Genomic DNA, 21,179 nt, shown 5'->3' on the forward strand with positions numbered 1-21,179 from the left:
CCTCGGCGCGCCGTCCGGCCACGCAACGAGGGGCCGTTTGCCGTCATTGGCGGGCCCGCAGGTAAGAATCACCGCGAGCCCAGGCACGGCGCGCGCCCGCGCCGCGGGTGGCAACGTCAGAACGCCGGCAGGTCCACCAATTCGGCCAGGCGGGCGCGGTGACGGTATGCGGTGCCGAATGCCAACTGGTCGCTCTTGGCGCGCTTGAGGTACAGGTGTGCGGGATATTCCCAGGTCATGCCGATGCCGCCGTGCAGCTGGATGCACTCCTCGGCGGCACGCACGGCGACGTCGCTGCAGTAGGCCTGGGCGATGGCCGCCGCGGCGTCGGCGTCCGCGCCGTCCCGGGCGCAGGTGTCGGCGGCGTAGCGGGCCGCTGCGGTCGCCGCGCCGATTTCGAACCACAGGTCCGCCAACCGGTGCTTGATCGCCTGGTAGGAGCCGATCGTGCGGCCGAACTGCCGGCGTTGCCGGACGTATTCCAGCGTGGTCTCGAAGCACCATTGGGCGACCCCGAGTTGCTCGGACGCGAGCAGCGCAGCCCCGGTCCGGATGGCTTCGATGACGGGCTCGTCGCCCGCGCCGGCGCGCGACGACGGTGTCCCCGAAAACGACACGGCGGCAACGGGTCTGGTCATATCCAGCGCGAGCAGCGGGGAAACCCGCAGCCCCGCCGCGCCGCGGGCGACGGTGTGCAGCTCGAGCCCGGCGGGCGCGGCGACCGGGACCACCAGCACGTCGGCGGCGTCGGCGCCGGTCACGCCGGTAACCGATCCGCTCAGGCCGTCCGAGTCGCCGCTGACCAGCGGGACCGGGTCGCCCGGCGCGCTCGACAGCGGCACCACCAGCGCCGCCGTCAGCTCGCCCTGCGCCAGCGCCGACACCGTGTCGGTGTCACCGGCCCGCAGCAGCGCGATGGTGGCGAGCACCGCGCTGGACAAAAACGGCACCGGCGCGACGGCCCGGCCGATCTCCTCCATGACCACCGCGGCCTCGCGGGCGCTCGCGCCGGCGCCGCCCAGCGACTCCGGAACCAGCAGGCCGGCAACGCCCAGCTCGGTGGCCAGCGTGCGCCACACGCCCGAAAAGTTTTGCGGTTCGGCGTTATACAGGCTTGCCACGCCTTCGGGTGGACACCGCTCGGCGAACAGCTGGCGCACGCCGGCCCGCAACGCCTCCTCGGTGTCGGAGTACAGCAGGTCGGTGGTGTGCGCGCTCATCGGGGCAGGTCCTTCCAGGCGACGTCCTTGTCGACGCGGTGTTCGCCCGGCAGGCCCAGGATCCGCTCGGAGATGGTGTTGCGCAGGACTTCTGAGGTGCCGCCCTCGATCGAGTTGCCGCGCGCCCGCAGGTAGCGGTATCCGGGCCCGCGGCCGGTCAGGTCGACCGTCTCGGGCCTGCGCATGGTCCAGTCGTCGTAGTAGAGGCCGGATTCGCCGTGCAGCTCGATCTCGAAGCCCGAAATCGCTTGCGCCAGCTTGGCGAACGCCACCTTCATGCCGGCGCCCTCCGGGCCCGGCTGACCGGTGGCGGCCTGCTGCCGCAGCCGCTCGCCGGCGAGCCGAAGGACCTCCGCCTCCACCCACAACCGCATCAGTTGATCGTGCATGGCGGGGTTGCGCAGCGCCGGCTCGTCGCGCCACGCGGCGGTGACCTTGCCGATGTGGCCGCCCTCCCGCGGCGCCCCGGCACGGGAACCGATCGCCACCCGCTCGTTGTTCAGGGTGGTGGTCGCGACCCGCCAGCCGCCGCCCTCCGGGCCCAGCCGATTCGCGTCGGGCACCCGGACGTCGGTGAGGAACACCTCGTTGAACTCGGCCTCGCCGGTGATCTGGCGCAACGGCCGGATCTCGACGCCGGGTTGCGTCATGTCGCAGAGAAAGTAGGTCAGGCCGGCGTGTTTGGGCACGGCCGGATCGGTGCGGGCCACCAGGATCGCCATCTGCGCGTGTTGCGCCTGCGACGTCCACACCTTCTGGCCGTTGACAATCCAGTCTTGAGGGTTATCCGCGTCGCGCACCGCGCGGGTCGACACCCCGGCAAGGTCGGATCCCGCGCCCGGCTCGCTGAACAGTTGGCAGTAGATCTGCTCGCCGGTGAACAAGGGGCGCAGAAACTTTCGTTTCTGGTCGTCGGTGCCGAACGCGGCGATGGTCGGCGCGGCCATGCCCATCCCGATGTAGTTCTTCGGCGTGCCGCCCACCGGCGCACCGGCGGCGGCCAGCCGGGCATCGACGCGCTCCTGGGCGGTGCGTGGCAGATCCAGCCCGCCGAAGCCGCGCGGCAGGTGCACCCAGGCCAGCCCCGCATCGTATTGCGCGCCAAGGAAATCCCGCGGGTCGCTGGTCGCCGGATCGTGCTCGTCGAGCAGTGCCTGAACCCGTGCGTCCAGGTCGGCCGTATCGACGGCGGTCATTGACCGCCGCCCGGCGCGGACTGGAAGCCCTGCGCGGCGCCGAGCAGCAGGCCGCCGTCGATCACCATGGTCTCGCCGGTGATCCAGCTGGCCGCGTCGGACACCAGGAAGGCGACCGCCCCGGCCACGTCGATGGGTTCACCGATGCGCCCCAGCGCGATCGATGAGGCCAGCGGGTCCTCGTGGTCCTTCCACAGCGCCTCGGCGAGCCGGGTGCGCACCACCCCGGGCGCGATGGCGTTGACCCTGACGCGCGGCGAAAGTTCCAGCGCCAGTTGCTTGGTCACATGGATCAGCGCGGCCTTGGTGGCGTTGTACATGCCCATCGCCGGCGATTGATGCAGACCGCCGATGGAGGCGGTGTTGACGATCGACCCGCCGTGCTCGCCCATCCAAGACTTGACCACGAGCGAAGTCCACAACAGCGGGGCCCACAGGTTGACGTCGAAGATCTTGGTGAAACGGGCGTGATCCTGGTCGATCAGCGGACCGTAGGCCGGGTTGGTTCCGGCGTTGTTGACCAGGATGTCGACGCTGCCGAAGCGCTCCAGCGTGAGCTCCACGCAGCGCCGCGCGGCGTCCTCGTCGACCGCGTGCGCGCCGACGCCGAGGGCCTGCTGGCCCACCTGGGCGGCGGCCTCCTCGGCGGCCTCCTGCTTGCGCGCGGTGAGTACCACATTGGCCCCCGCGGCCGCCAGCTGCTGGGCGATCGAAAGCCCGATTCCACGCGACGCGCCGGTGATGATCGCGGTGCGGCCGGTCAGATCTTGCGAGGTCATGTGGTCAGGCCTTCCGTCGCGGTGACGCCGCCGTGCGGCAGCGGGAACTTCGTGCTGTCGAATTTTATTCGCGATGTTTTGGACACGTGTTGAGGTGGTATGCCAGCCGCATGTTATCGAAATTGGCACTCATGAAACCGCTGGTTGTTGCCGGGGCTGTTGCTGCGGCTATCGCCGCCGCCCCCGTGGCCGCGGCTGACGTGTACGTCACCGGATTGGCGGCCAACTCCCCCGCCCCGACCCACGTCACCTTCAAGGACGACCCGGGCGGCGGCGGCTGCGACGCCAACGGAAACTGCGGCTCGGGCGGCCAGTTCAACGGTCCGGGCGGCGGACCTGGTGGCCAGGGCTGCGTCCCGGGCGTCGGCTGCGGCTCCGGCGGGCAGAACGCGGGACCCGGTGGCATTCCGGGCGGGCAGGGATGTCTGCCCGGCGTCGGCTGCGGCTCCGGCCACGCCTGATCGCTCTACCCCTCAGCCTCCCGAGAGCCTGGTGATCCAGGCCCGGGAGGCTGCTGGGTCTATGACGTCGTCCAACTCGAACGTGGTGGCCGCCCGCAGCGCCTTGCCGTGCTCGTAGGCCGCGGCCACCAGGCGGTCGAACAGGACTTGGCGCTCGGCCGGATCGTCGACCGCCGCCAACTCCTTGCTGAATCCCAGGCGGACGGCGCCTTCCAGACCCATGCCGCCGATCTCGCCGGTCGGCCAGGCGATGGTGAACTGCGGCGCCCGGAATGAACCCCCGGCCATCGCCATCGCGCCGAGTCCATAAGCCTTGCGCAGGATGATCATTCCCAGCGGTACCGTCAGCCGCGCACCCAGGACGAACATCCGGCCGAAGCGGCGGACGGCCGCGTCCTTCTCCGCGTCGGGCCCCACCATGAAGCCCGGTGTGTCGCACAGCGAGATCACCGGCAACCCGAACGATTCGCACAAGGCCAGGAAGTCGCCGGCCTTGTCGGCCGCCTCGGCGTCTATCGCGCCGCCCAGGTGGTGGGTGCTGTTGGCGATCAGCCCGTACGGTACCCCCTCCACGCGAACCAGGGCGGTGACAATCCCCACGCCGTAGTCTGCCCGCAGCTCGAGCACCGAGCCAATGTCGACGGTCGACTCGATCGCCCGGTGCACGTCGTATGCGCGTAACCGGTTCTGCGGCACCACATGCCGGGCCAGCCGTGGATCCGGCGCCGACCAGTCACTCAGCGGGCCCTGGAAGTACGAGAGATATTGCTTGGCCAGCGCGACCGCATGGGCCTCGTCGCGGGCCACCAGGCTGACCACGCCGTTGCGGCGCTGCACGCCGATCGGCCCGATCGCCTCCGGCGGATACACGCCCAGTCCGCCGCCCTCAATCATCGCCGGACCGCCCATCCCGATGTTGGCGTCCGGCGTCGCGATGATCACGTCGCACACCCCCGCCAGCGCCGCGTTGCCGGCGAAGCAACGGCCCGAGACGATCGACACCAGCGGCACCTCGCCGCTCAACGCCGCGAGCATCCGGAAGGTCGGCACGTCCAGGCCGGCGGCGCCGCCGACGTCGGTGTCGCCCGGCCGGCCGCCGCCGCCCTCGGCGAATAGCACGACGGGCAAGCGCTTTCGCGCGGCGAGATCGAACACGCGGTCGGTTTTGGCGTGGTTGCGCATGCCCTGCGTGCCGGCCAGCACCGTGTAGTCGTAGGACACCACGACGGCCTGCGCCGCGTCCCGCCCGAACCGGTCCGCGCCGATGGTGGCCAGCCCGGCGACCAGGCCGTCGGCCGGGGTGTTGACGATCAAGTCGGATTCCGAGCGCCGGCTGCGCTGAGCCGCGATCGCCAGCGCACCGTATTCGACGAAGCTGTCGGGATCGACCAGATCGGCGATGTTCTCCCGGGCGGTGCGGCGTCCCCGCTGGTGCCGTTTGGCGACGGCGGCCTCGCGGCCCTCGTCGAGGGTCAAGGCATGCCGGCGCACGACCTCGTCGAGATCGGCTCGCGGGCGATCGAGATCCGTTGTTGCCGAGACGGATTCGCCGTCACCGGCGGCCGCGGTGCGGGTGAAGACCAACAGCGGATCTCCGGTCCCGACCACCTGACCGGGTGTCACCAGGATCCGGACGGTCCGCAGCGCGTCCGGCGCGACGAGCACGTGCTGCATCTTCATCGCTTCCAGGACAACCAGCTGGCTGCCCGCCGCGTATTCGGCGTCCTCGGACGCTACCTCGATGACGGTGCCGGCCAACTGGGCGCGCAGCGCATCCTCGCCGGGATACAGTTCGATCGTCGCCGCCCGGGGTTCTTGCTGGTGTGACAGCGCGGCCTGGGCCAGCTCGGGAAGCTTCTCATCGAGGAAACCGGTGCTCACCCAACCGGATTCGATCCGGTCGTCGGTCAGCAGCTCGCGCAGGAAGGTGACATTCGTGTGAACGCCCTCGATGCTGAATTCGGCCAGGGCGGTGCGGGCCTTGCGCACCGCGGCCCGCCATGATGACCCGTGCCCGGCGGATGACGCGTGCACAAAGACGATGAGTTTGGCCAACAGCGAGTCGTACTGCGGGCTTATCGCCAATCCCGCCCGGCCATAGGTGTCGACGCGCACGCCGGGACCACTGGGCGGGGAGAACACGGTGAGGGTGCCCGCCGAGGGCGCGACGGAGAAGTCGGGCCCGAACGTCTCCATGTTCACCCTGAGCTGGATGGCGATGCCGCGGCGGGCGGCCGGCTCGCCGATGACTTCCAGTCCGTCGGAGGCGATTCCGGAGGGCAACCCCAGCTGGTAGAACGACGCACCCCGGGCGATGGCGAGTTGCATGGCGACCAGGTCGAGCCCGGTGGTTTCCTCGGTGACGGTGTGCTCGACCTGGATTCGCGGGTTGACCTCCAGAAAGACGAATTCGTCGCCGGTGACCAGGAATTCGACGGTGGCCAGCCCGCGCAGCCCCACGCGGGCGCATAACCGCACCGCCGCCCGGTGCAGGGCGCGGCGCAGGTCATCCGAAAGGCCTTGGGCGGGGGCGATTTCCACCAGCTTCTGGTAGCGCCGCTGGATGCTGCAGTCGCGGTCGCCGACCGCGTGTGCGTGCGTCTGGTGTCCAGCCGGTGCGGCGACCACCTGCACCTCGATGTGGCGGGCGTCGGCGAGCAGCGCCTCGGCGAACAGCGCGGAATCACCGAATCCCAGTTGGGCTTCGGCGGCGCAGCGCTGGTAGGCATCGTCGATCTGATCGGCGCTGTGCACCTTGCGCATCCCACGGCCCCCGCCGCCGGCGAGGGCCTTGATCATGATGCCGCCGCCGTGGGCGGCGAAGAACGCCTTGATGTCCTCGACGCCGCTCGGGCCGTCGGTCGCGGGCAGCACCGGCACCCCGGCGGCGATCGCCGCGCCGCGGGCGGCGGTCTTGTTGCCGAGGACTTCGAGCACCCGGGCATCGGGACCGACAAACGTGTAGCCACCGGCCGCGCAGGCGTTGGCGAATTCAGCGTTCTCGCTGAGGAATCCGTAGCCGGGGTGAATCAGTTCCGCGCCGGCGCTCTTCGCCGCCGCCAGCATGGCGGGCTGGTCCAGATAAGCCCGCGGGCCGGTGCCTGGCAGGCCGATCGCCTCGTCGGCGGCGTGCACGTGCGGGCTCTCGGCGTCGTCTTCGGCATACACCGCGATGGTGCGCATGCCCAATTCGGTTGCGGTGCGGATGATTCGCAGTGCGATCTCGCCGCGGTTGGCGACCAGCAGGCTCGCGTTCATCGCAGCGGCTCGCCCCACTGGACCTGTTCGCGGAGCCTGGCCTTGAGCAGCTTGCCGCCGGCGTTGCGCGGCAGCGCGGTGTCCACCACCGTGACATATTGCGGCACTTTGTAGTCGGCCAGCTGGCCGCGGCAGTGGTCGAGCACCGCCGGCACGTCGATCTCGTCGCCGCCGCCGAACAGCACCGCTCCCACCTTCTCCCCCATGACCTCGTCGGCAACCCCGAGCACGCAGACGTCCGCGACATGGGGTGCGGCCAGCAGCACGGCCTCCACCTCGACGCTGGAGACGTTCTCGCCGCCGCGGTTGATGATGTCCTTGAGCCGGTCGACGATGTGCACCCGGCCCGCCTCGTCGACGCGCACCACGTCGCCGGTGTGCAGCCAACCGTCAGCGAAGGTGGTGGCGGTGGCCTCGGGCCGGTTCCAGTAGCCGTTGGTCACGTTGGCGCCGCGCGCCACCAGCTCGCCCACGGCGGGGTCGTCGCCGAACGGGATCACCCCGAGGTCCACCGACGGCACCGCGTACCCGACGGAGTCGGCGTGCTCGACGGCCTCGGCGTCGGGCAGCACGGTCATCAGCGACGCCGTCTCCGTCATGCCGTAGCCGTTGAACACCGTGGCGTGGCCGAACGCGTTCTTCACCGACCGCACCAGCGACGGGGCGATCGGGGCGCCACCGTAGCCCACCCACCGCACGCCCGACGTATCCAGCGCGGCAAAATCCCTGTGGCGCAACAACAGCGAGTAGATCGCCGGGACGGTGACCATGACCGAGATGCGCTCGGCGGTCAGCGTGGCGAGCAGCGTGTCCAGGTTGAGCGCGGGCATGATCACCGACGCTCCGCCGAGCCGGGCCGCGGCCAGAAGCTGGGTGTTGCAACCGGTCACGTGAAACAGCGGCACCGAGATCAGCGTGCGCATCGCGTCGCCGAGGTTCCGCGGCTGTTGCAGACAACGGATCCCGTTCTCGGTGTTGGTCAAGAACGCCTCGTGCGTGGTCGGCACCCCCTTGGGATGGCCGGTGGTCCCCGAGGTGTAGAACAGCGCGGCGGTGTCGGCGCGGCCCAGTCGCTCGGTGACGTACGGCCGACCGTCCGGCAGCGGCGCGTCGGGCGCCAGATCCACCCGCGCCCCGGAGTCGGACAAAACGAACTCGACCTCCGGGCGCGCCGAACGCGTATTGACCGCCACCGCAACGCCACCGGCCATCACCGTGCCCCAGAACGCCAGCGCCCAGTCGATGCCGGCGGGGTAACGCAGCGCGACGCGGTCGCCGGGCTGCAGACCGCCGGCGCGCAGCCCGCCGGCGACGCGCGCCGCGCGGTCCCACAGCTGCCGGTACGTCAGCCGGTCGCCGCCCAGCTCGACCAGGGCTTCGGCATCCGGGCGGGCGTCGGCGTGCTCGGCGAGCATGTCGAGCAGGGTGGCCGGGAGCCCCTCGTAGCGCGGTATGCCGTCGGGGCCGCGGGACACGCCGGCCATCGGGAACGGGTTGGGGCCGCGTGGAATTTCGATCACTGGAGGCATGCCCGGTCCTTACTATCCTGCTGCCCTATCGTGATAGCGGTGACGATCCAGGATTCCGCCATCATGCCCGAGGCGTTCTTCACTGTAGACGGCGACTCCTATGTTCCGGGGCCGATGACCCAGGGCCCGTGGGGCGCGGCGATGGGCGGCCAGATCGTCGGCGGGCTGTTGGGTTGGGGCATAGAGCAATCCGGCATCGACCCCGACTTCCAGCCCGCCCGGCTGACCGTCGACCTGATACGGCCGGCGCTGCTGCTGCCGGTACAGATCCGGACCTCGGTCCAGCGGGAAGGCCGGCGAATCAGGCTGGTCGACGCCGCCCTCATGCAGCGCGACGCGACCGTCGCGCGCGCCAGCGCGTTGTTCCTGCGCCGCGGTGAGCATCCCGAAGGCCAGGTGTGGTCGTTTCCGGTCGAGATGCCGCCGCTGCCCAGGGCCCACGACGGCTTTCCGACCGACATGCCGTTCCACATCTGGGGATACGGGGCGACGTTCGAGGGCAGCCCCGGTATCGCCGCCGGCGAGTGGGAGCAGTCCCATGCCCAGAAGTTCGCGTGGGCGCGGGTGTTTCGGCCGATGGTGCATGGCCACGCCCTGACGCCGTTCACCCGCCTGGCGTTCGTCGGTGACATCACCAGCTCGCTCACGCATTGGGGCACAGGCGGATTGCGTTACATCAACGCCGACTACACCGTCACCGCCAGCCGGCTGCCCGACGGTGAATTCGTCGGGCTGGCCGCACAGAGCCACTACGGTACGGCCGGGGTCGCCACCGGCACCGCAACGCTGTTCGACCAACACGGCCCGATCGGCACCAGCTCCGCCCTGGCGGTGGCCCAGCCCGCCGGCGCGTTCAAGCCGACCCACGCCTAGTCGATCATCGTTGCTGTGTGCGCCACTCCATTTGCTGGGAGGCGACTCTGCAAACCTCGGACAGCGCCCGGTATTGGGCTATGCTGCTCTGCACGACCCGCCGAATGGATGCTGCACAGTCCCGCAGCGGGACCGTCACTCCGGTGGGTGGACATCTCCCTTGGAGGGGAACCGCCATGCGCATGGGCTCGGACTCGCGATCCCCTTGCGGCGCCATCCGGCGCACGGCGCTCAGCACGGAGCGCCCGGGGCCGTGACGACTCCGGTACTGGATCTCGACGGCCGGGTGGCCGACCGGCGGCAGGAACTCGGTGAACTCCGGAACGCGGTGGCGACGGCCGAACGGGTCAGCGGAGGGTGCGTCCTGCTCAGCGGGGTCCCCGGGGTGGGCAAATCGACGCTCATCCAGGCGTTCGGCGTCGAGATCTCCCGCCGCGACTGCGTATTCGCCTACGGAAGGTGCCGCGACGGCGGCCCGGCTCCGTATTCGGCGCTGGCCGACGCGCTGAGCTCGGTCGTGCGCACCATGGAGGCCACCGGCCCGGCCGAGCGTGACCGTTGGCGAGCCGACCTCGTCAGCGAGATGTCGGGGTTTGCGGGTGTCCTCTCGCCACTCGTGCCTGAATTGGCGCCGGTGCTGGGTGAGCCCTCGACCGACACCGATCTCGACGCGGCGGACGCTCGCCGCCGGTTGCACCGCGCAGCCATCCTGCTGGTCTCGACCACGGCGTCCTACCGGCCGGTGGTGCTGGCGATTGACGACCTGCAGTGGGCGGACCGCGACACGTTGCTGCTGTTATCCGAACTGCTGACGGTGTCGCTGCGCAACGTCCTGGTGGTCGGCGGGCACCGCGCGGGCGAGTTCGACCCGGACGCCGGGGGCATCAAATCGGACAACCTCACCACCATCGAACTGCAACCGCTGGCCACCGAGGACGTCGAGGAGCTGCTGGCCGACGTGTGCGGCCGGAGTGTGGAGCTGGCCGATGTGGCCGCCGAATTCCACCATCGGACCGGCGGCAATCCGCTGCAGGTCCGTCAGCTGCTCTACCGCGCGCAACGCGAGGGCGCGCTGACCCCGGTCGGCCCCGGCGGCAACCCGAGCTGGGACCTGCGCGTGCTCACCTCGATCGAGGTTTCCGCCACGGCCGCCGAGTTTCTCAGCCGCTACCTCGACCAACTTCGCCCGATCGACCGCGAGGTGTTGGGTTCGCTGTCGTGCTTCGGCGGCGAGTTCGACCTGGACGACGCCACCGCGGCGGCCGCGCAGCCGCCCGAGGTGGTGGCCCAGGCGCTGTGGTCGTGCCTCGAACTCCGTCTGCTGGAGGCCGTCGACAGCGGCGGCCGGCGGATCGCCAACGCGATCAGCCGCGACGCCCGGTACCGCTTCAGCCATGATCGGGTGACCGAGGCGGCGCGGGTGGCCCTGTCCGACGACGAGATCCGCGCGACACACCTGCGAATCGGTCGGTGGCTGGTCGAGCGGGAGGACGACCGGTTGTTCGAGGCCGCGCGCCATCTCGGCATCGGCGGGCGTGGGCTCACCGACGACGCCGAGCGCGTTTGTTTCGTCGAGGTGTTGCGGCGGGCGGCACAGAAGGCGAGGGCCCAGGCTTCATTCCCGTTGGCGCTCAACTACTGCCGGGACGCACTGACGCTGCTCGGCGGGCAGCGTTGGACCGCACACTTCGATCTGACCCGGCAGCTGCAGCTCGACGCCGCCGACGCCGCGTTGCTGGTGGGTGACGTGCCCGCGCTGAATGCGCTACTCGACGAGGTCGAGGAGACCCTGCGCGACCCGCCGGACCGCGCGCGCATCGCTTACCTGCGGCTCAAAGGGCGCGTCGCGCAGAACCGTCTGCAGGAGGCGCTCGAAATCGGGCTGCAAGCGCTCGCCGAGCTCGGCGAACGGGTGCCGACAGACGCGGGCACGCCACGCATGGCCAACGCGGTCGTCCGGATGAGGTTGACAATGCGCGGGTGGAGCAATGAACGGCTGCTTCAGCTGCCGCACTGCGATGACCAACGGGTCATCGCACTGCACCGGATTCTTGCCGAGCTATGCAACATGGCGGTCCGGGTCCGGCCCAACCTTCTGCCCTTGCTCGTGCGAAAGCAGCTCGATCTCACGCTGGCCCACGGCCACACGCCGTCTTCGCCGCTGGTCATTGCCGGTTACGGGATCGTCCGGGTGCTGCTCGGTGACCACGCGGGCGGCCAGCGCTTCGGCGAGGTAGCCATGCTGCTCGCCCAGCGGCCGGAATTCCGCGAGGCCCGGCCGCAGACGGTGTTCATGCACCTGGACTACATCCACCATTGGCGCCACCCCCTCCGCGAGGGCTTAGCCGAGCTTCGCGACGCCGTCGAGGAGGCGCTCGACCAAGGCGACCAGGAAAACGCCGGGCTTCTGGTCGCGGTCCTGCTCTCCCAGTCATTCTGGGCCGGTCGTCCCCTTCCTGAGATCGACGCCCTCGCCAGCTCCCTGATCCCACACATCCGTTCCCAGCCGGTTGCCGGCGCGCTTTGCCAGGCCGTGCAGCAGCTTTGCCTCAATCTGATGGGCCGCGGCGCCGATCCCTTCCTCCTCGCCGGCGAGAGCGGCTACGACGAGCGGGAAGTGCTGCCGGCGGCCCGCAGCGAGGGCGACGAGGTAGCCCTGGGTGCGGCCGCGACCATGAAGCAGGGCCTGCACTTCTGGTGTGGCGACTATGAGGGCACAGTCGCCGCGACGCCGGAGGCAATCGAGCACATCGGTGGGATGGCCGGCACTGCGATCTCAGAACTCATCTACCTGGTAGGCGCGCTAAGCATGATTCGACAGGCGCCGCGGGACCGCTCGACGGCCCACTTCGTGCGCCAGACTCTGGCATCGCACCGCAAGTGGGCGGCGAGCGCGCCGGAGAACTACGCGGCGTCGCACGCGCTGCTCCAGGGAGCCTGGGCCCGGGCGCGCGGGCAACACGCCAAGGCGGAGCGCTACTTGCATCAGGCGATTGAACTCGCCGAGGAAAGCCAGCTGCCGATGATCAGCGCTTACGCCCACGAGGAGGCCGCGGCGCTGTATGGCGACACGGGGCGGGCGCGGCTTCGGGACCACATGCTGGGGTCGGCGTACCAGCGCTGGCTGACTTTGGGTTTCGCGGTGCGCACCGACTGGCTGGCGCGCGAGCACCCCTGGCTGCTCAGGCGCGACCTCGTCCAGAAAGGCTCGGCGGGGATCGACCCTGTCGGTGCGCATCAGCTACTGCGCGCGCTGTCGGGAGCGCGAACTTCGGATGCCTTGGCCAACATCATTTTGGGCTCGGTCGCCGACACGACTGGTGCGGGCCGCGTCCTGCTCCTCACCGGCGACGCGGAGAACTTGGCCGTCCGGGCCATCCACGATCACGGCGAGATTTCGATCGTGGACGGGCCATGGACCGAGGTGTCTTATGACAGGAACATCGTGCGCCGCGTGCTGGACGGCGGCTCTCCGGCCATCGTCGCGGCCGACCGTCAGGCACGGACCCCGCCCGTCCTCATCGTTCCGATCACCTTGCACGACACAATAATCGGCGTGATTTACGCCGAGCGGGACGCACCGGACGGCAACTTTGTCGCCGAGCACCAGGAGGCGGTCGCCTTCTTGTGCGCCCAGGCCGCCGCGCCGCTGTGGAACTTCCAGCTCGAGGCCCGACTGCGGGCCGCCGACGAGTACCGACAGTCCCTCATGGACGCGCAGTCGAGATTCGTGCCCAACGAGCTGCTGCGCATCCTCGACATCGACGACCTTCGCCGCGTCCGCAACGGCTACCGGGTCGAGCGCGAGATGACGGTGCTCATCAGCGACATCCGGGGCTACACCACCATGATCGAGGACATGAACGTCGGAGAGGCGAGCAACCTGGCGATGGGTTTTCTGCGTGCCGTCGAGCTCCCAATCATCGGCTATAACGGCATGATTCAAGACGTCCGCGGGGACGAGATCGTCGCTGTCTTCGAATCCGAGCCCGACGCCGTTCGGGCAGGACTGGCGATGCTGCGCTCCTTGCGCGCGCACAACGAAGAGCGAAAAGCAGCCGGATCCGAAGAACTACGGGCCGGAATCGGCATCAACACCGGGATGGTCGGAGTCGGGCTGGTCGGCGGGGTGAACCGCATGGTGCTCACCATCATTGGCGACGCGGTGAACCTGGCCGCGCGCATCGAGAGCACCAACAAGCGCTACGGCTCCGCCTTGCTCATCTCTGATCACACGTACCAGCGCCTCGGGGCGTCCGAGCGGTTCAACGTCCGCCGCATGGAGCGCGTCATGGTGGTCAACCGACGTCGACCGGTGACGATTTACGAAGTGTACGACGAGGATTCGGCTGCACTTCGCGCCGCGAAACGCGCGGCGCAGCCCGCGTTCGACGAGGCCTTCGCCCTTTTCGACGCGGGCGACGTCGATGCGGCGCGCGCCGCCTTCGAACGATGCCGCGCGCTGCTGCCCGACGACCCCGTCGCTCCGCTGCATCTGGCGCACTGCGACGCGATGGTGCGCGGTGAAATGACCCCTGGTCAAGAGGTCGCACTCCTGAACAAGTAGCGCACTACCCCACTTTCGGAACTTTGCCGAACCGATTGCGCGACGTGTGGTATTTGTCACATGATTTGTACCGACAGCCGGGGGCGGTCAAGGAGCGGCCATGTACCTGAGTGCAGAACGGTTGGCCCTTGCCAATCAAGCAGTCAAAGAGACGTTCGGGCAGTGCAGCGTTGCCTGGCAGGCCATCCCGCACTGGGACACCGGCGACCCTGGTCAGATCAGTGTCCCCGACGGCATCGTGGCAACCCCGAACCTCATAACCGTGACGACCAAGTCCAGAACTTTGGAGCTGACACTCGCGGAGACGATTGCGCCGACACCCGATGCGCTGCTCACCGGAGTGATGAAGACGACCAAGGACCTCGCGAAGGACCTCGACGACGACGTCCTTCCGAACCTTTACACGAAAGCCGGCAACTCCATCACGACAGGCTTCACTGCTCAGCCCCTGATGGACGCGCTCATCGATGCCCGCGCGGACGTCGAAACCACAGGATATCGCGCACCGTCCTGCCTGGTGACCAACACCGCAGGGCTGAAGAGGCTCAACCACCTGGCCGGGGGGTACTCGATCCTTCAACAACTGCTCACCGCGGGGAACATCAACGCCCTGCACCGGACCATACCGCTCAACGCTCCGGATAACGACCCTCGGTTGCTCTTGATCGGCCGTCGGCGGCGGATCCCCCAAGGCGCGGCACCGGAGGCGTCACCCGGTGAGGAGCCGGTGGACGTTGCCGTCAGTCTCCTGCCCAGCCTGGAGGTCGACGGCGAAAACAACGCGGGGAAAATCCAATTCACCGTGCGGATCCGCTACGCACCAAGGATCACCGATGCCACCGGCCTCGTCGCTGTCCACAACTGACGGCAGTATCACTCCAGTAGCACCGCATGCGCTCGACGATTATCTCGCCCTCTGCAAGGACGCCTGCGACAGCGAGATCGAGCGGCTCTACGGTCCGGGTGAACGCGGGTCGAACGGCCTCTACGACCTGATCCTCGATTATCCGCTGCGCGGCGGCAAGGCGCTGCGACCGGCGCTGAGCATCGCGATGTGCCTTGGGCTCGGCGGCCACCTCGAGGCCATATTGCCCACCGCCGCGACCCTCGAGCTGTACCACAACGCGTTTCTCATCCACGACGACATCGAGGACGAATCCTGGTGGCGGCGCGGCAAGCCCACGCTGCACATCGACCATGGCGTGCCGATCGCCGTCAACGTCGGCGACGCCATGCTCTCGCTGTCGCTACAACCGCTACTGGACAACGTCGAGCGGGTAGGGCTCGGACCCGCCCTGCGCATCCTGCGGGCCGTCGCCAAGATGACCCGGCTGACCGTCGACGGGCAGGCGCTGGAGCTCGAGTGGGTCCGGTCCAACACGTGGCGGCTCCAGGATGCCGACTATCTCAAGATGGTGGAACTCAAGACGAGCTGGTACTCCTTCATCACGCCGCTACACGCCGGCGCGATCGCCGCTGGCGCCGGAGCAGAGCGGTTGCCTCCGCTGGAATCCCTCGGCCGCCACCTGGGAGCGGCCTTCCAGATCACCGACGACCTGCTGAACTTGCGGGCGGACCCGCAGGAGTACGGGAAGGAGATCGGCGGCGACCTCTGGGAGGGCAAGCGGACCCTGATGCTGCTGCACACCTTGCGAAGTGCCGAACCGCAGGACCAGGTTCGGGCGGTGGCGATTCTGGCCAAGCGCCGACCGAGCGCCGACGGCGAGTTGGGGCTGACCAACCTGCTCGATCGCCTCACCGCCCGCGGTGAACTGTCCCAGTCGGGTCGGGCGGAGATCGAGGCCCGGCTGCAGGGGCATCATCCGTCGGAGCCCAAGGCCCTCAAGGACATTCAATGGCTCTATGAATTGATGCACCGCGTGGGCTCGCTCGAGCATGCCCGCGACGTCGCCGCCGGGCATGCCCAGAAGGCTGCCGTGGCGCTCGCGAAGCTCGACTGGTTGCCGCACAGTCGTCATCGAGACATGCTGGCCGACCTGGTGGACTACGTACACGGGCGGACCCGATGAACCCCGAAGCCACGCTCGGCATGCTGGCGGAACTCGAGCGGATCCGCGAGCTCACTCTTGACCTCATCGAACAACAAGCCCCGCAGTTGCAGCCGCCCCCGCCGGACGAAGCCGCCGAGATGCAGCGCAGGGTGTTCGACCTACTCCTGGGGGCGCGCCGAGCGGTCCTCGGCAATCCCGCGGCCGCCCGACGGCTGCACGACCTCCTCGTCGCCGAGGGCCGCCGTTACGCAAGCACACCCCGCGGGGCACGGCTACGCGACGCGTTGGCCGCCTCGGAAGCGGTGGAGAACCTACGGCGCGTCTGGGAGATGGTGAGCCTCAACGTTCTCGGCGGTCCCGCCGCGCCCGATGCCGTTCCCGACGCCTGGGTGGATCTGATGGCAGACGCCGTCGTCGGGCGTGGCCTCGACGATTCGATTCTGAATCGCCTGCGGCCCGAGGGGTTTGCATGACGCTCACCGATCCTCGCGAAGCTCTCGCAGACCAAAGCGATTTCATCGGCTATCTGGTCGGCCTTGCCGGCGTCGCCCGGGTGGTGCACAGCCTGGCCACAGACGGCGAAGGCCGAGCCGGGCACCCCCGCGCCCCAGACGACTTCGTGTACCTTCTGCTCGGGTTTGCGAGCCTCGGAGCGACGATCGAGGGATTCGCCAATTCGGCTGTCGCACAGCCGAATCCGAGTGCCGCGCCACCACCCCCGGACCCGAGTACGCGGTGGCTCCGATGAGCGCGCTCCTGGCCCGCAGCGACTTCCTCCGCGCCCCGGTGCTGGCCACCGCCCGGCCCGCGGGTTTCAAGGAGTGGCAGCACTTCGTGATTCACGGGCTGGACGTGCGGGTTTTGATCAACTTCAGCCTCAACAATGAACTGCTCGCCGGAGACGAAGTCCGGCTCGCACCACGCGTCATCATCATCGCTCACGACGAGACATGGACCGGCGCCATCGAGCGGTTCGACGGGCGCGCTCTGAACGTCTCGGCCGATCTGGGTGAACTGACCATCGGCGGTAACCGAATGACCATCGTGCCCGACGGCTATCGCGTGGCAATCGATTTGCCTGACAACGGTATTCGGGGCGAACTGCACTTCATCTCGGCGAGCCGGCCATTCGTGGTCCGCAACGAACCGGCGGGTGAAGGCCGCGTCAGCTGGCTCTTCGTACCGAGGCTGCGCGCCGACGGATGGCTGCGCATCGGCGGACGAGAACACCGTTTTGAGGACGACCTCGCCTATCACGACCACAACTGGGGCCGGTTCCGGTGGGGCGACGACTTTGGTTGGACGTGGGGCACCATTTTGCCGGCCAGACCCGGAGACCCGTGGTCGATGGTATCCGTGCATATCACCGACGGGAGGCGGCAGCGCTCTCTGTCCCGATCGCTCTACGTGTGGCACCACGACGAGCCCGCCGCGATATTTCGCCACGCGGCGGTGCAGGCGCGCACCCACGGCCTGCTCGACCGCGCGGCCGATTGCGTCTTGCCGCCCCCGATGCGGCTGCTACTGGACGGCGAGGTGCCGGGGGTGCCGGAACGGATCGAGATCACCGCCACGCGGGCTGGCGACAAGGTGCACGCCGAGTTCCGCTCGCGTTCTTATACCCGCCTGGCCCAACCGAGCGAGGTACACCTCGACCGATCGACTGTGCTCTGCGAAGCCGACGGCGCCGTTCGGGCGAGCGGCACAGTGAATGGCGAAGACTTCGACTTCGTCGGTACCGGAGTATTCGAGTTCCTCCATGGCTGAACGGGTTTCGTCGCTACTGCGGCGTTCAGTCGAGCACCTCGAGGACGAGGTGCCCGACAGTTACCGGGCGCTGGTCGCAGAGCTCGGCCCGATGGTGGTCGAGCTCGACGTCGACGGTGAGGTGTTTTCCCTGCGTGGTGGTGATCGACTTCAGGTGTTCGACGGTGCGGCGCAGACTCCATCCGTCCGGATCATCACCTCGCGCGCCGCCATCCTTGACGTGCTGGATGCCCGGGTGGCGGTCGGGGCGGCCGTGGAGGCGGGCGCGGTGAGCGTGTGGGGTTCGCTCGATGACGTCCAGCGGGCCCACGACTCGCTGCTGGCGTACGTCCATGCGGCGGTGCGGGCGCCCTCGCAGCCCGGCGTGCTGTCCGAACTCCGTTCGGGGGCAGCATGACTGAGAGCATCTGCACCCCGGGATCGGGCGAACCTCGTCCCACTGTGGCGGTCCTCGGGGCGGGCATCGCCGGGCTCACCGCGGCGCACGAGCTCGCCGAGCGCGGCTTCGTCGTCACGGTGTACGAGGGCCGACCCGACGAACGGAATGGACTGGGAGCCCAGCCGGCCGGAACATACCCGCCCGTCAAGATTGGCGGCCTCGCCGCGTCTCAGTACTCGACGGTGGGCCCGCAAGGCGGAAGCCAAGCCCAGCTGCGTCCCTTCCCAGGCCGGCGGGGCCAGCCGCGTCCTCCCGGCCGAGCGGTTGCGGGTGAACACGGCTTCCGCTTCTTCCCCGCGTACTACTTACACACCTGGGACATGTTCCAGCGCATTCCGGTCTACCAATACAGCGGTACGGCCGGCTGGACGCCGACTTCCCGCACCGTGTACGACAACGTCCGGCGGGTGATCACCCAGGGCATGACGGTTGGCGGCAAGCCCTCCCTCGTCTTTCCCCGCGAACTCCCCCGCAGTCCTGCCGAGTTTCTCGGCATCCTCAGCCAGATCGCCGGATTGGGCTTCACCGCCGAAGATCTCGCAATCTTCCAGAGCCGGATACTCCGCTATCTGGCCACCAGCCCCTTGCGACGCGCCATCGAATTGCAGAACCTCTCCGCCTACGACTTCTTCGTCGGGTACGACAGCTCGACCGGGACCAAGCAATTCTCCTATTCGCCGAGTTTCGACGCGCTCTTGCGCGAGATGCCAAGGGTCCTGGCCGCTTTCGACTCGCGTTGGGGGGACGCACGGACCAACATCACCACTTATCTTCAGCTGTACCTGAACATGGACCGCCACGACGATAAGGCCGACGGGGTACTCAACGGTCCCACCACCGAGGTGTGGTTCGACAACTGGTACCACCACCTCGTCGCGCTTGGCGTACGTTTCGTGCGCGGTGTGGCGAGTCGCCTCGATTCTTTCGCCTTCGACCCGAGCCAGCCGCCCCATCTCCGACCTCGCGTGCAGATCACGTTCGCCGACGGTACGCGGGTGACTCCGGACTACACCGTCGTCGCCGTCGATGCCCCCGCAGCCGAATCCATCACCGCGCCGCTGCGCGCGGCGGGCACAGGCGGCACCGTAGGTAGGCTCGACGGATTTACTACGTCTGCACCCCCACCCGACGGTCCGCTGCAACCCGCCTCGGCACGGGTCCCGCGGCGACGGAATCCCTACAACATGGACGAGCTCGGACGAGTGCCCTGGGATCGGTTCCAAACGCTGTGCGGCATCCAGTATTACTTCGACACGGAATTCCAGCTGCTCCGAGGACACATGCTCTACGCCGGCACGGAGTGGGCGCTCTCGTCGATCAATCAGCATGGATTCTGGGAGAAGGAACCGATTCTGGACCGCGACGGCCACGTTTCGGTGCTGTCCGTCGACGTCGGGGACTTCAATACCCTCTCCCGGCACCTGGGCAAGGCGGCCCGCGACTGCGCTCCTGATGAACTCGCCGCGGAAGTGTGGCGCCAGATCGTTGCCGCCCTCACGAGCAACAACGAATCCCTTGCGGCGGAGGCGATGCCGTGGCCCGCGTGGTACGCGCTGGATCGCGGCCTGAAAATGGCCGCCGGACCCGGTCAGGGCCAGGGTCGCGTGGTTCAAAACGAGACGCCGTACCTCGTTCCCATCATCGGCGACTGGGACAATCGGCCCGGCAGCGACCCGTGGAACCCGCACGGATCGTCTTGGAGTAGCGCACCGCCCGAGGACTGGTGGCTCGAAGACCTGGAGCTGCGGAACGTCTGGCAAGCCCGCCACGGCGGCTATCAGGTACACAACAATTCGGTGGTCTTCGGGGGCACTTGGAACAAGACCTTTACCCGGATGACCTCAATGGAGGCCGCGTGCGAGTCGGGACGTCACGCCGTCAACGCCATCCTCGACCACTACGTCTGGGTGGCATCGGGTGGTCGCGATCGCCGGGAGAAGACCACGCTCGCTTGGGAGTTTCCCTTCGGCTTCCTCGATCAAGGTCTGTCGAGCCCGATTCGATTCCCGACCCCAGCCGGTGACTATTGCTACGTGTTCGACTGCGAAAATCGTGAGCCGGCCGACACGCGCCTGCTACGCAACATCGATTCGAAGTTCTGCGAGCAGTCACTGCCGCATCCACTGGACATCCCGGCCGCGCTTTCGTTCGGTGCCCCTCCGTCCCCTATTCCCACCTTCACGGGAGGTCAGAAAATGTTCACGCCCACAGCCGATTCCAACCAGCAGTTGCTCAACTACCTCCAGGCTTGGCGACAGATTCTCGACCAGTGGACGGCCATGGCAGCCGCGTCACCATTTCCGAACGCCCCGAACGTGTTTCCCACCGCGCCGCCGGGAGGTCAGTTCGCGCCGCCGTTCGCGCCCTTCATGCCGTTGATGCCGACCGCGCCGTTCATGCCGGCGGCGCCGTCCGCCGCTGCGACGTCACCAGCGCCACCCGCGCCGGCCGACTATGCCCAGCAACTGTTCAGCTATCTTCAGGCGTGGCGGCAATACCTCGAGCAGGCGGCGGGCACAATGGCACCGTCAACGCAGCCATCGAACACCGGGCAGCCGACCGGCGTTCCCCACGGCGGCGGCAACGCCGGCACCAAGCGCCCGCCGGATACGCCGATTCCGCCCATAAGCGATACCGGCAGCAAGAGCGGTCCACAGGACGGCGACGGCAACGGCTCGTCTTCAACCTGGCCTCCGCCGATGCAGAGATTAGCGCCCGACAGCTACACCCTGAGCCAAATCAGCGGCGTCGGATCCGAACTGGCGGGGACCCCCATCGGCGGTGGGACAGAAACGTCGCAGCTGATTCCGCCCGATGTAGATTGGGCTACCCAGTACGAACCAATTGAACTCCCCCGCGAGCTAATCCAGAGGTTGGACGCGACCGCCTCATCGGCACGGCCCAGAGCCTCGCAGGTCTTATCGGAAACTCCCGAGCCACAGGCCGGTTCGGCATTTCTCAGGACGATGCACAGCGTGGAGCCCTCCGCGTCGCCCCAGGTCGCCCCGAGGTCGCTGTTCTCCACTCCGGGCGCTTCGACAAGCTTCCGGGAACACGGTGAGACACCCTCGCCCTGAC

General features: G+C 68.5%; 15 protein-coding genes. 10 read left to right on the forward strand and 5 right to left on the reverse strand.

Features of this window, described 5'->3' with window-relative positions:
- Positions 1 to 116 precede the first annotated feature (116 nt).
- The 3 genes from A5624_RS02305 to A5624_RS02315 are packed head-to-tail and all read right to left on the reverse strand — an operon-like array spanning position 117 to position 3,195.
- Positions 117 to 1,220 carry an acyl-CoA dehydrogenase family protein gene (locus A5624_RS02305; protein WP_066860838.1) on the reverse strand — a complete coding sequence of 368 codons (1,104 nt, stop codon included), beginning with the start codon at positions 1,218 to 1,220 and terminating at the stop codon, positions 117 to 119.
- Positions 1,217 to 2,416 (reverse strand): acyl-CoA dehydrogenase family protein, encoded by a 1,200-nt coding sequence (locus A5624_RS02310; RefSeq protein WP_066860844.1) that lies wholly within the window; start codon positions 2,414 to 2,416, stop codon positions 1,217 to 1,219. Before A5624_RS02310 ends, A5624_RS02305 begins: the two co-directional genes overlap by 4 nt.
- On the reverse strand, positions 2,413 to 3,195 hold the full coding sequence (locus A5624_RS02315; protein ID WP_066860848.1) for an SDR family oxidoreductase: 783 nt from the start codon (positions 3,193 to 3,195) through the stop codon (positions 2,413 to 2,415). Before A5624_RS02315 ends, A5624_RS02310 begins: the two co-directional genes overlap by 4 nt.
- Before the next feature lie 131 nt (positions 3,196 to 3,326).
- Here A5624_RS02315 and A5624_RS02320 point away from each other — a divergent pair, with 131 nt between their 5' ends.
- Positions 3,327 to 3,656 (forward strand): PE-PGRS family protein, encoded by a 330-nt coding sequence (locus A5624_RS02320; RefSeq protein ID WP_066860851.1) that lies wholly within the window; start codon positions 3,327 to 3,329, stop codon positions 3,654 to 3,656.
- 12 nt (positions 3,657 to 3,668) lie between these two features.
- Here A5624_RS02320 and A5624_RS02325 read toward each other — a convergent pair whose 3' ends face one another.
- Together A5624_RS02325 and A5624_RS02330 are read right to left on the reverse strand one after the other, a co-directional pair.
- Complete coding sequence (locus tag A5624_RS02325) at positions 3,669 to 6,914, reverse strand: carboxyl transferase domain-containing protein (RefSeq protein WP_066860854.1); 3,246 nt, start codon at positions 6,912 to 6,914, stop codon at positions 3,669 to 3,671.
- Positions 6,911 to 8,443, reverse strand: a complete 1,533-nt coding sequence (locus A5624_RS02330) for a class I adenylate-forming enzyme family protein (protein ID WP_197518900.1) — start codon at positions 8,441 to 8,443, stop codon at positions 6,911 to 6,913. The genes A5624_RS02325 and A5624_RS02330 overlap by 4 nt, the downstream gene beginning before the upstream one ends.
- Positions 8,444 to 8,482: 39 nt before the next feature.
- On the opposite strand from A5624_RS02330, the gene A5624_RS02335 reads away from it, so the two are divergent.
- The 9 genes from A5624_RS02335 to A5624_RS02375 all read left to right on the forward strand — a co-directional run bounded on the left by A5624_RS02335 (position 8,483) and on the right by A5624_RS02375 (position 21,178).
- Positions 8,483 to 9,316 carry a thioesterase family protein gene (locus A5624_RS02335; RefSeq protein WP_197508025.1) on the forward strand — a complete coding sequence of 278 codons (834 nt, stop codon included), beginning with the start codon at positions 8,483 to 8,485 and terminating at the stop codon, positions 9,314 to 9,316.
- 253 nt (positions 9,317 to 9,569) lie between these two features.
- Positions 9,570 to 13,883, forward strand: a complete 4,314-nt coding sequence (locus tag A5624_RS02340) for an AAA family ATPase (RefSeq protein WP_197518901.1) — start codon at positions 9,570 to 9,572, stop codon at positions 13,881 to 13,883.
- 100 nt (positions 13,884 to 13,983) lie between these two features.
- Complete coding sequence (locus A5624_RS02345; protein WP_066860860.1) at positions 13,984 to 14,748, forward strand: hypothetical protein; 765 nt, start codon at positions 13,984 to 13,986, stop codon at positions 14,746 to 14,748.
- Positions 14,717 to 15,913: a polyprenyl synthetase family protein gene (locus tag A5624_RS02350; RefSeq protein ID WP_066860863.1), complete on the forward strand. Its 1,197-nt coding sequence runs from the start codon at positions 14,717 to 14,719 to the stop codon at positions 15,911 to 15,913. Before A5624_RS02345 ends, A5624_RS02350 begins: the two co-directional genes overlap by 32 nt.
- Positions 15,910 to 16,368: a hypothetical protein gene (locus A5624_RS02355; protein ID WP_066860866.1), complete on the forward strand. Its 459-nt coding sequence runs from the start codon at positions 15,910 to 15,912 to the stop codon at positions 16,366 to 16,368. Before A5624_RS02350 ends, A5624_RS02355 begins: the two co-directional genes overlap by 4 nt.
- Positions 16,365 to 16,643 (forward strand): hypothetical protein, encoded by a 279-nt coding sequence (locus A5624_RS02360; protein WP_066860869.1) that lies wholly within the window; start codon positions 16,365 to 16,367, stop codon positions 16,641 to 16,643. Before A5624_RS02355 ends, A5624_RS02360 begins: the two co-directional genes overlap by 4 nt.
- Positions 16,640 to 17,662, forward strand: coding sequence for a hypothetical protein (locus tag A5624_RS02365; RefSeq protein ID WP_066860872.1), 1,023 nt, complete (start codon positions 16,640 to 16,642; stop codon positions 17,660 to 17,662). The genes A5624_RS02360 and A5624_RS02365 overlap by 4 nt, the downstream gene beginning before the upstream one ends.
- Positions 17,655 to 18,059: an SCP-2 sterol transfer family protein gene (locus tag A5624_RS02370; protein WP_066860876.1), complete on the forward strand. Its 405-nt coding sequence runs from the start codon at positions 17,655 to 17,657 to the stop codon at positions 18,057 to 18,059. The genes A5624_RS02365 and A5624_RS02370 overlap by 8 nt, the downstream gene beginning before the upstream one ends.
- A complete protein-coding gene (locus A5624_RS02375) occupies positions 18,056 to 21,178 on the forward strand; it encodes an NAD(P)-binding protein (RefSeq protein ID WP_066860878.1) in 3,123 nt (1,040 codons plus the stop codon). The genes A5624_RS02370 and A5624_RS02375 overlap by 4 nt, the downstream gene beginning before the upstream one ends.
- Position 21,179: the final 1 nt, after the last annotated feature.

The organism is Mycobacterium sp. 1482292.6 (assembly GCF_001672995.1).
Taxonomy (GTDB): Bacteria; Actinomycetota; Actinomycetes; order Mycobacteriales; family Mycobacteriaceae; genus Mycobacterium; species Mycobacterium europaeum_A.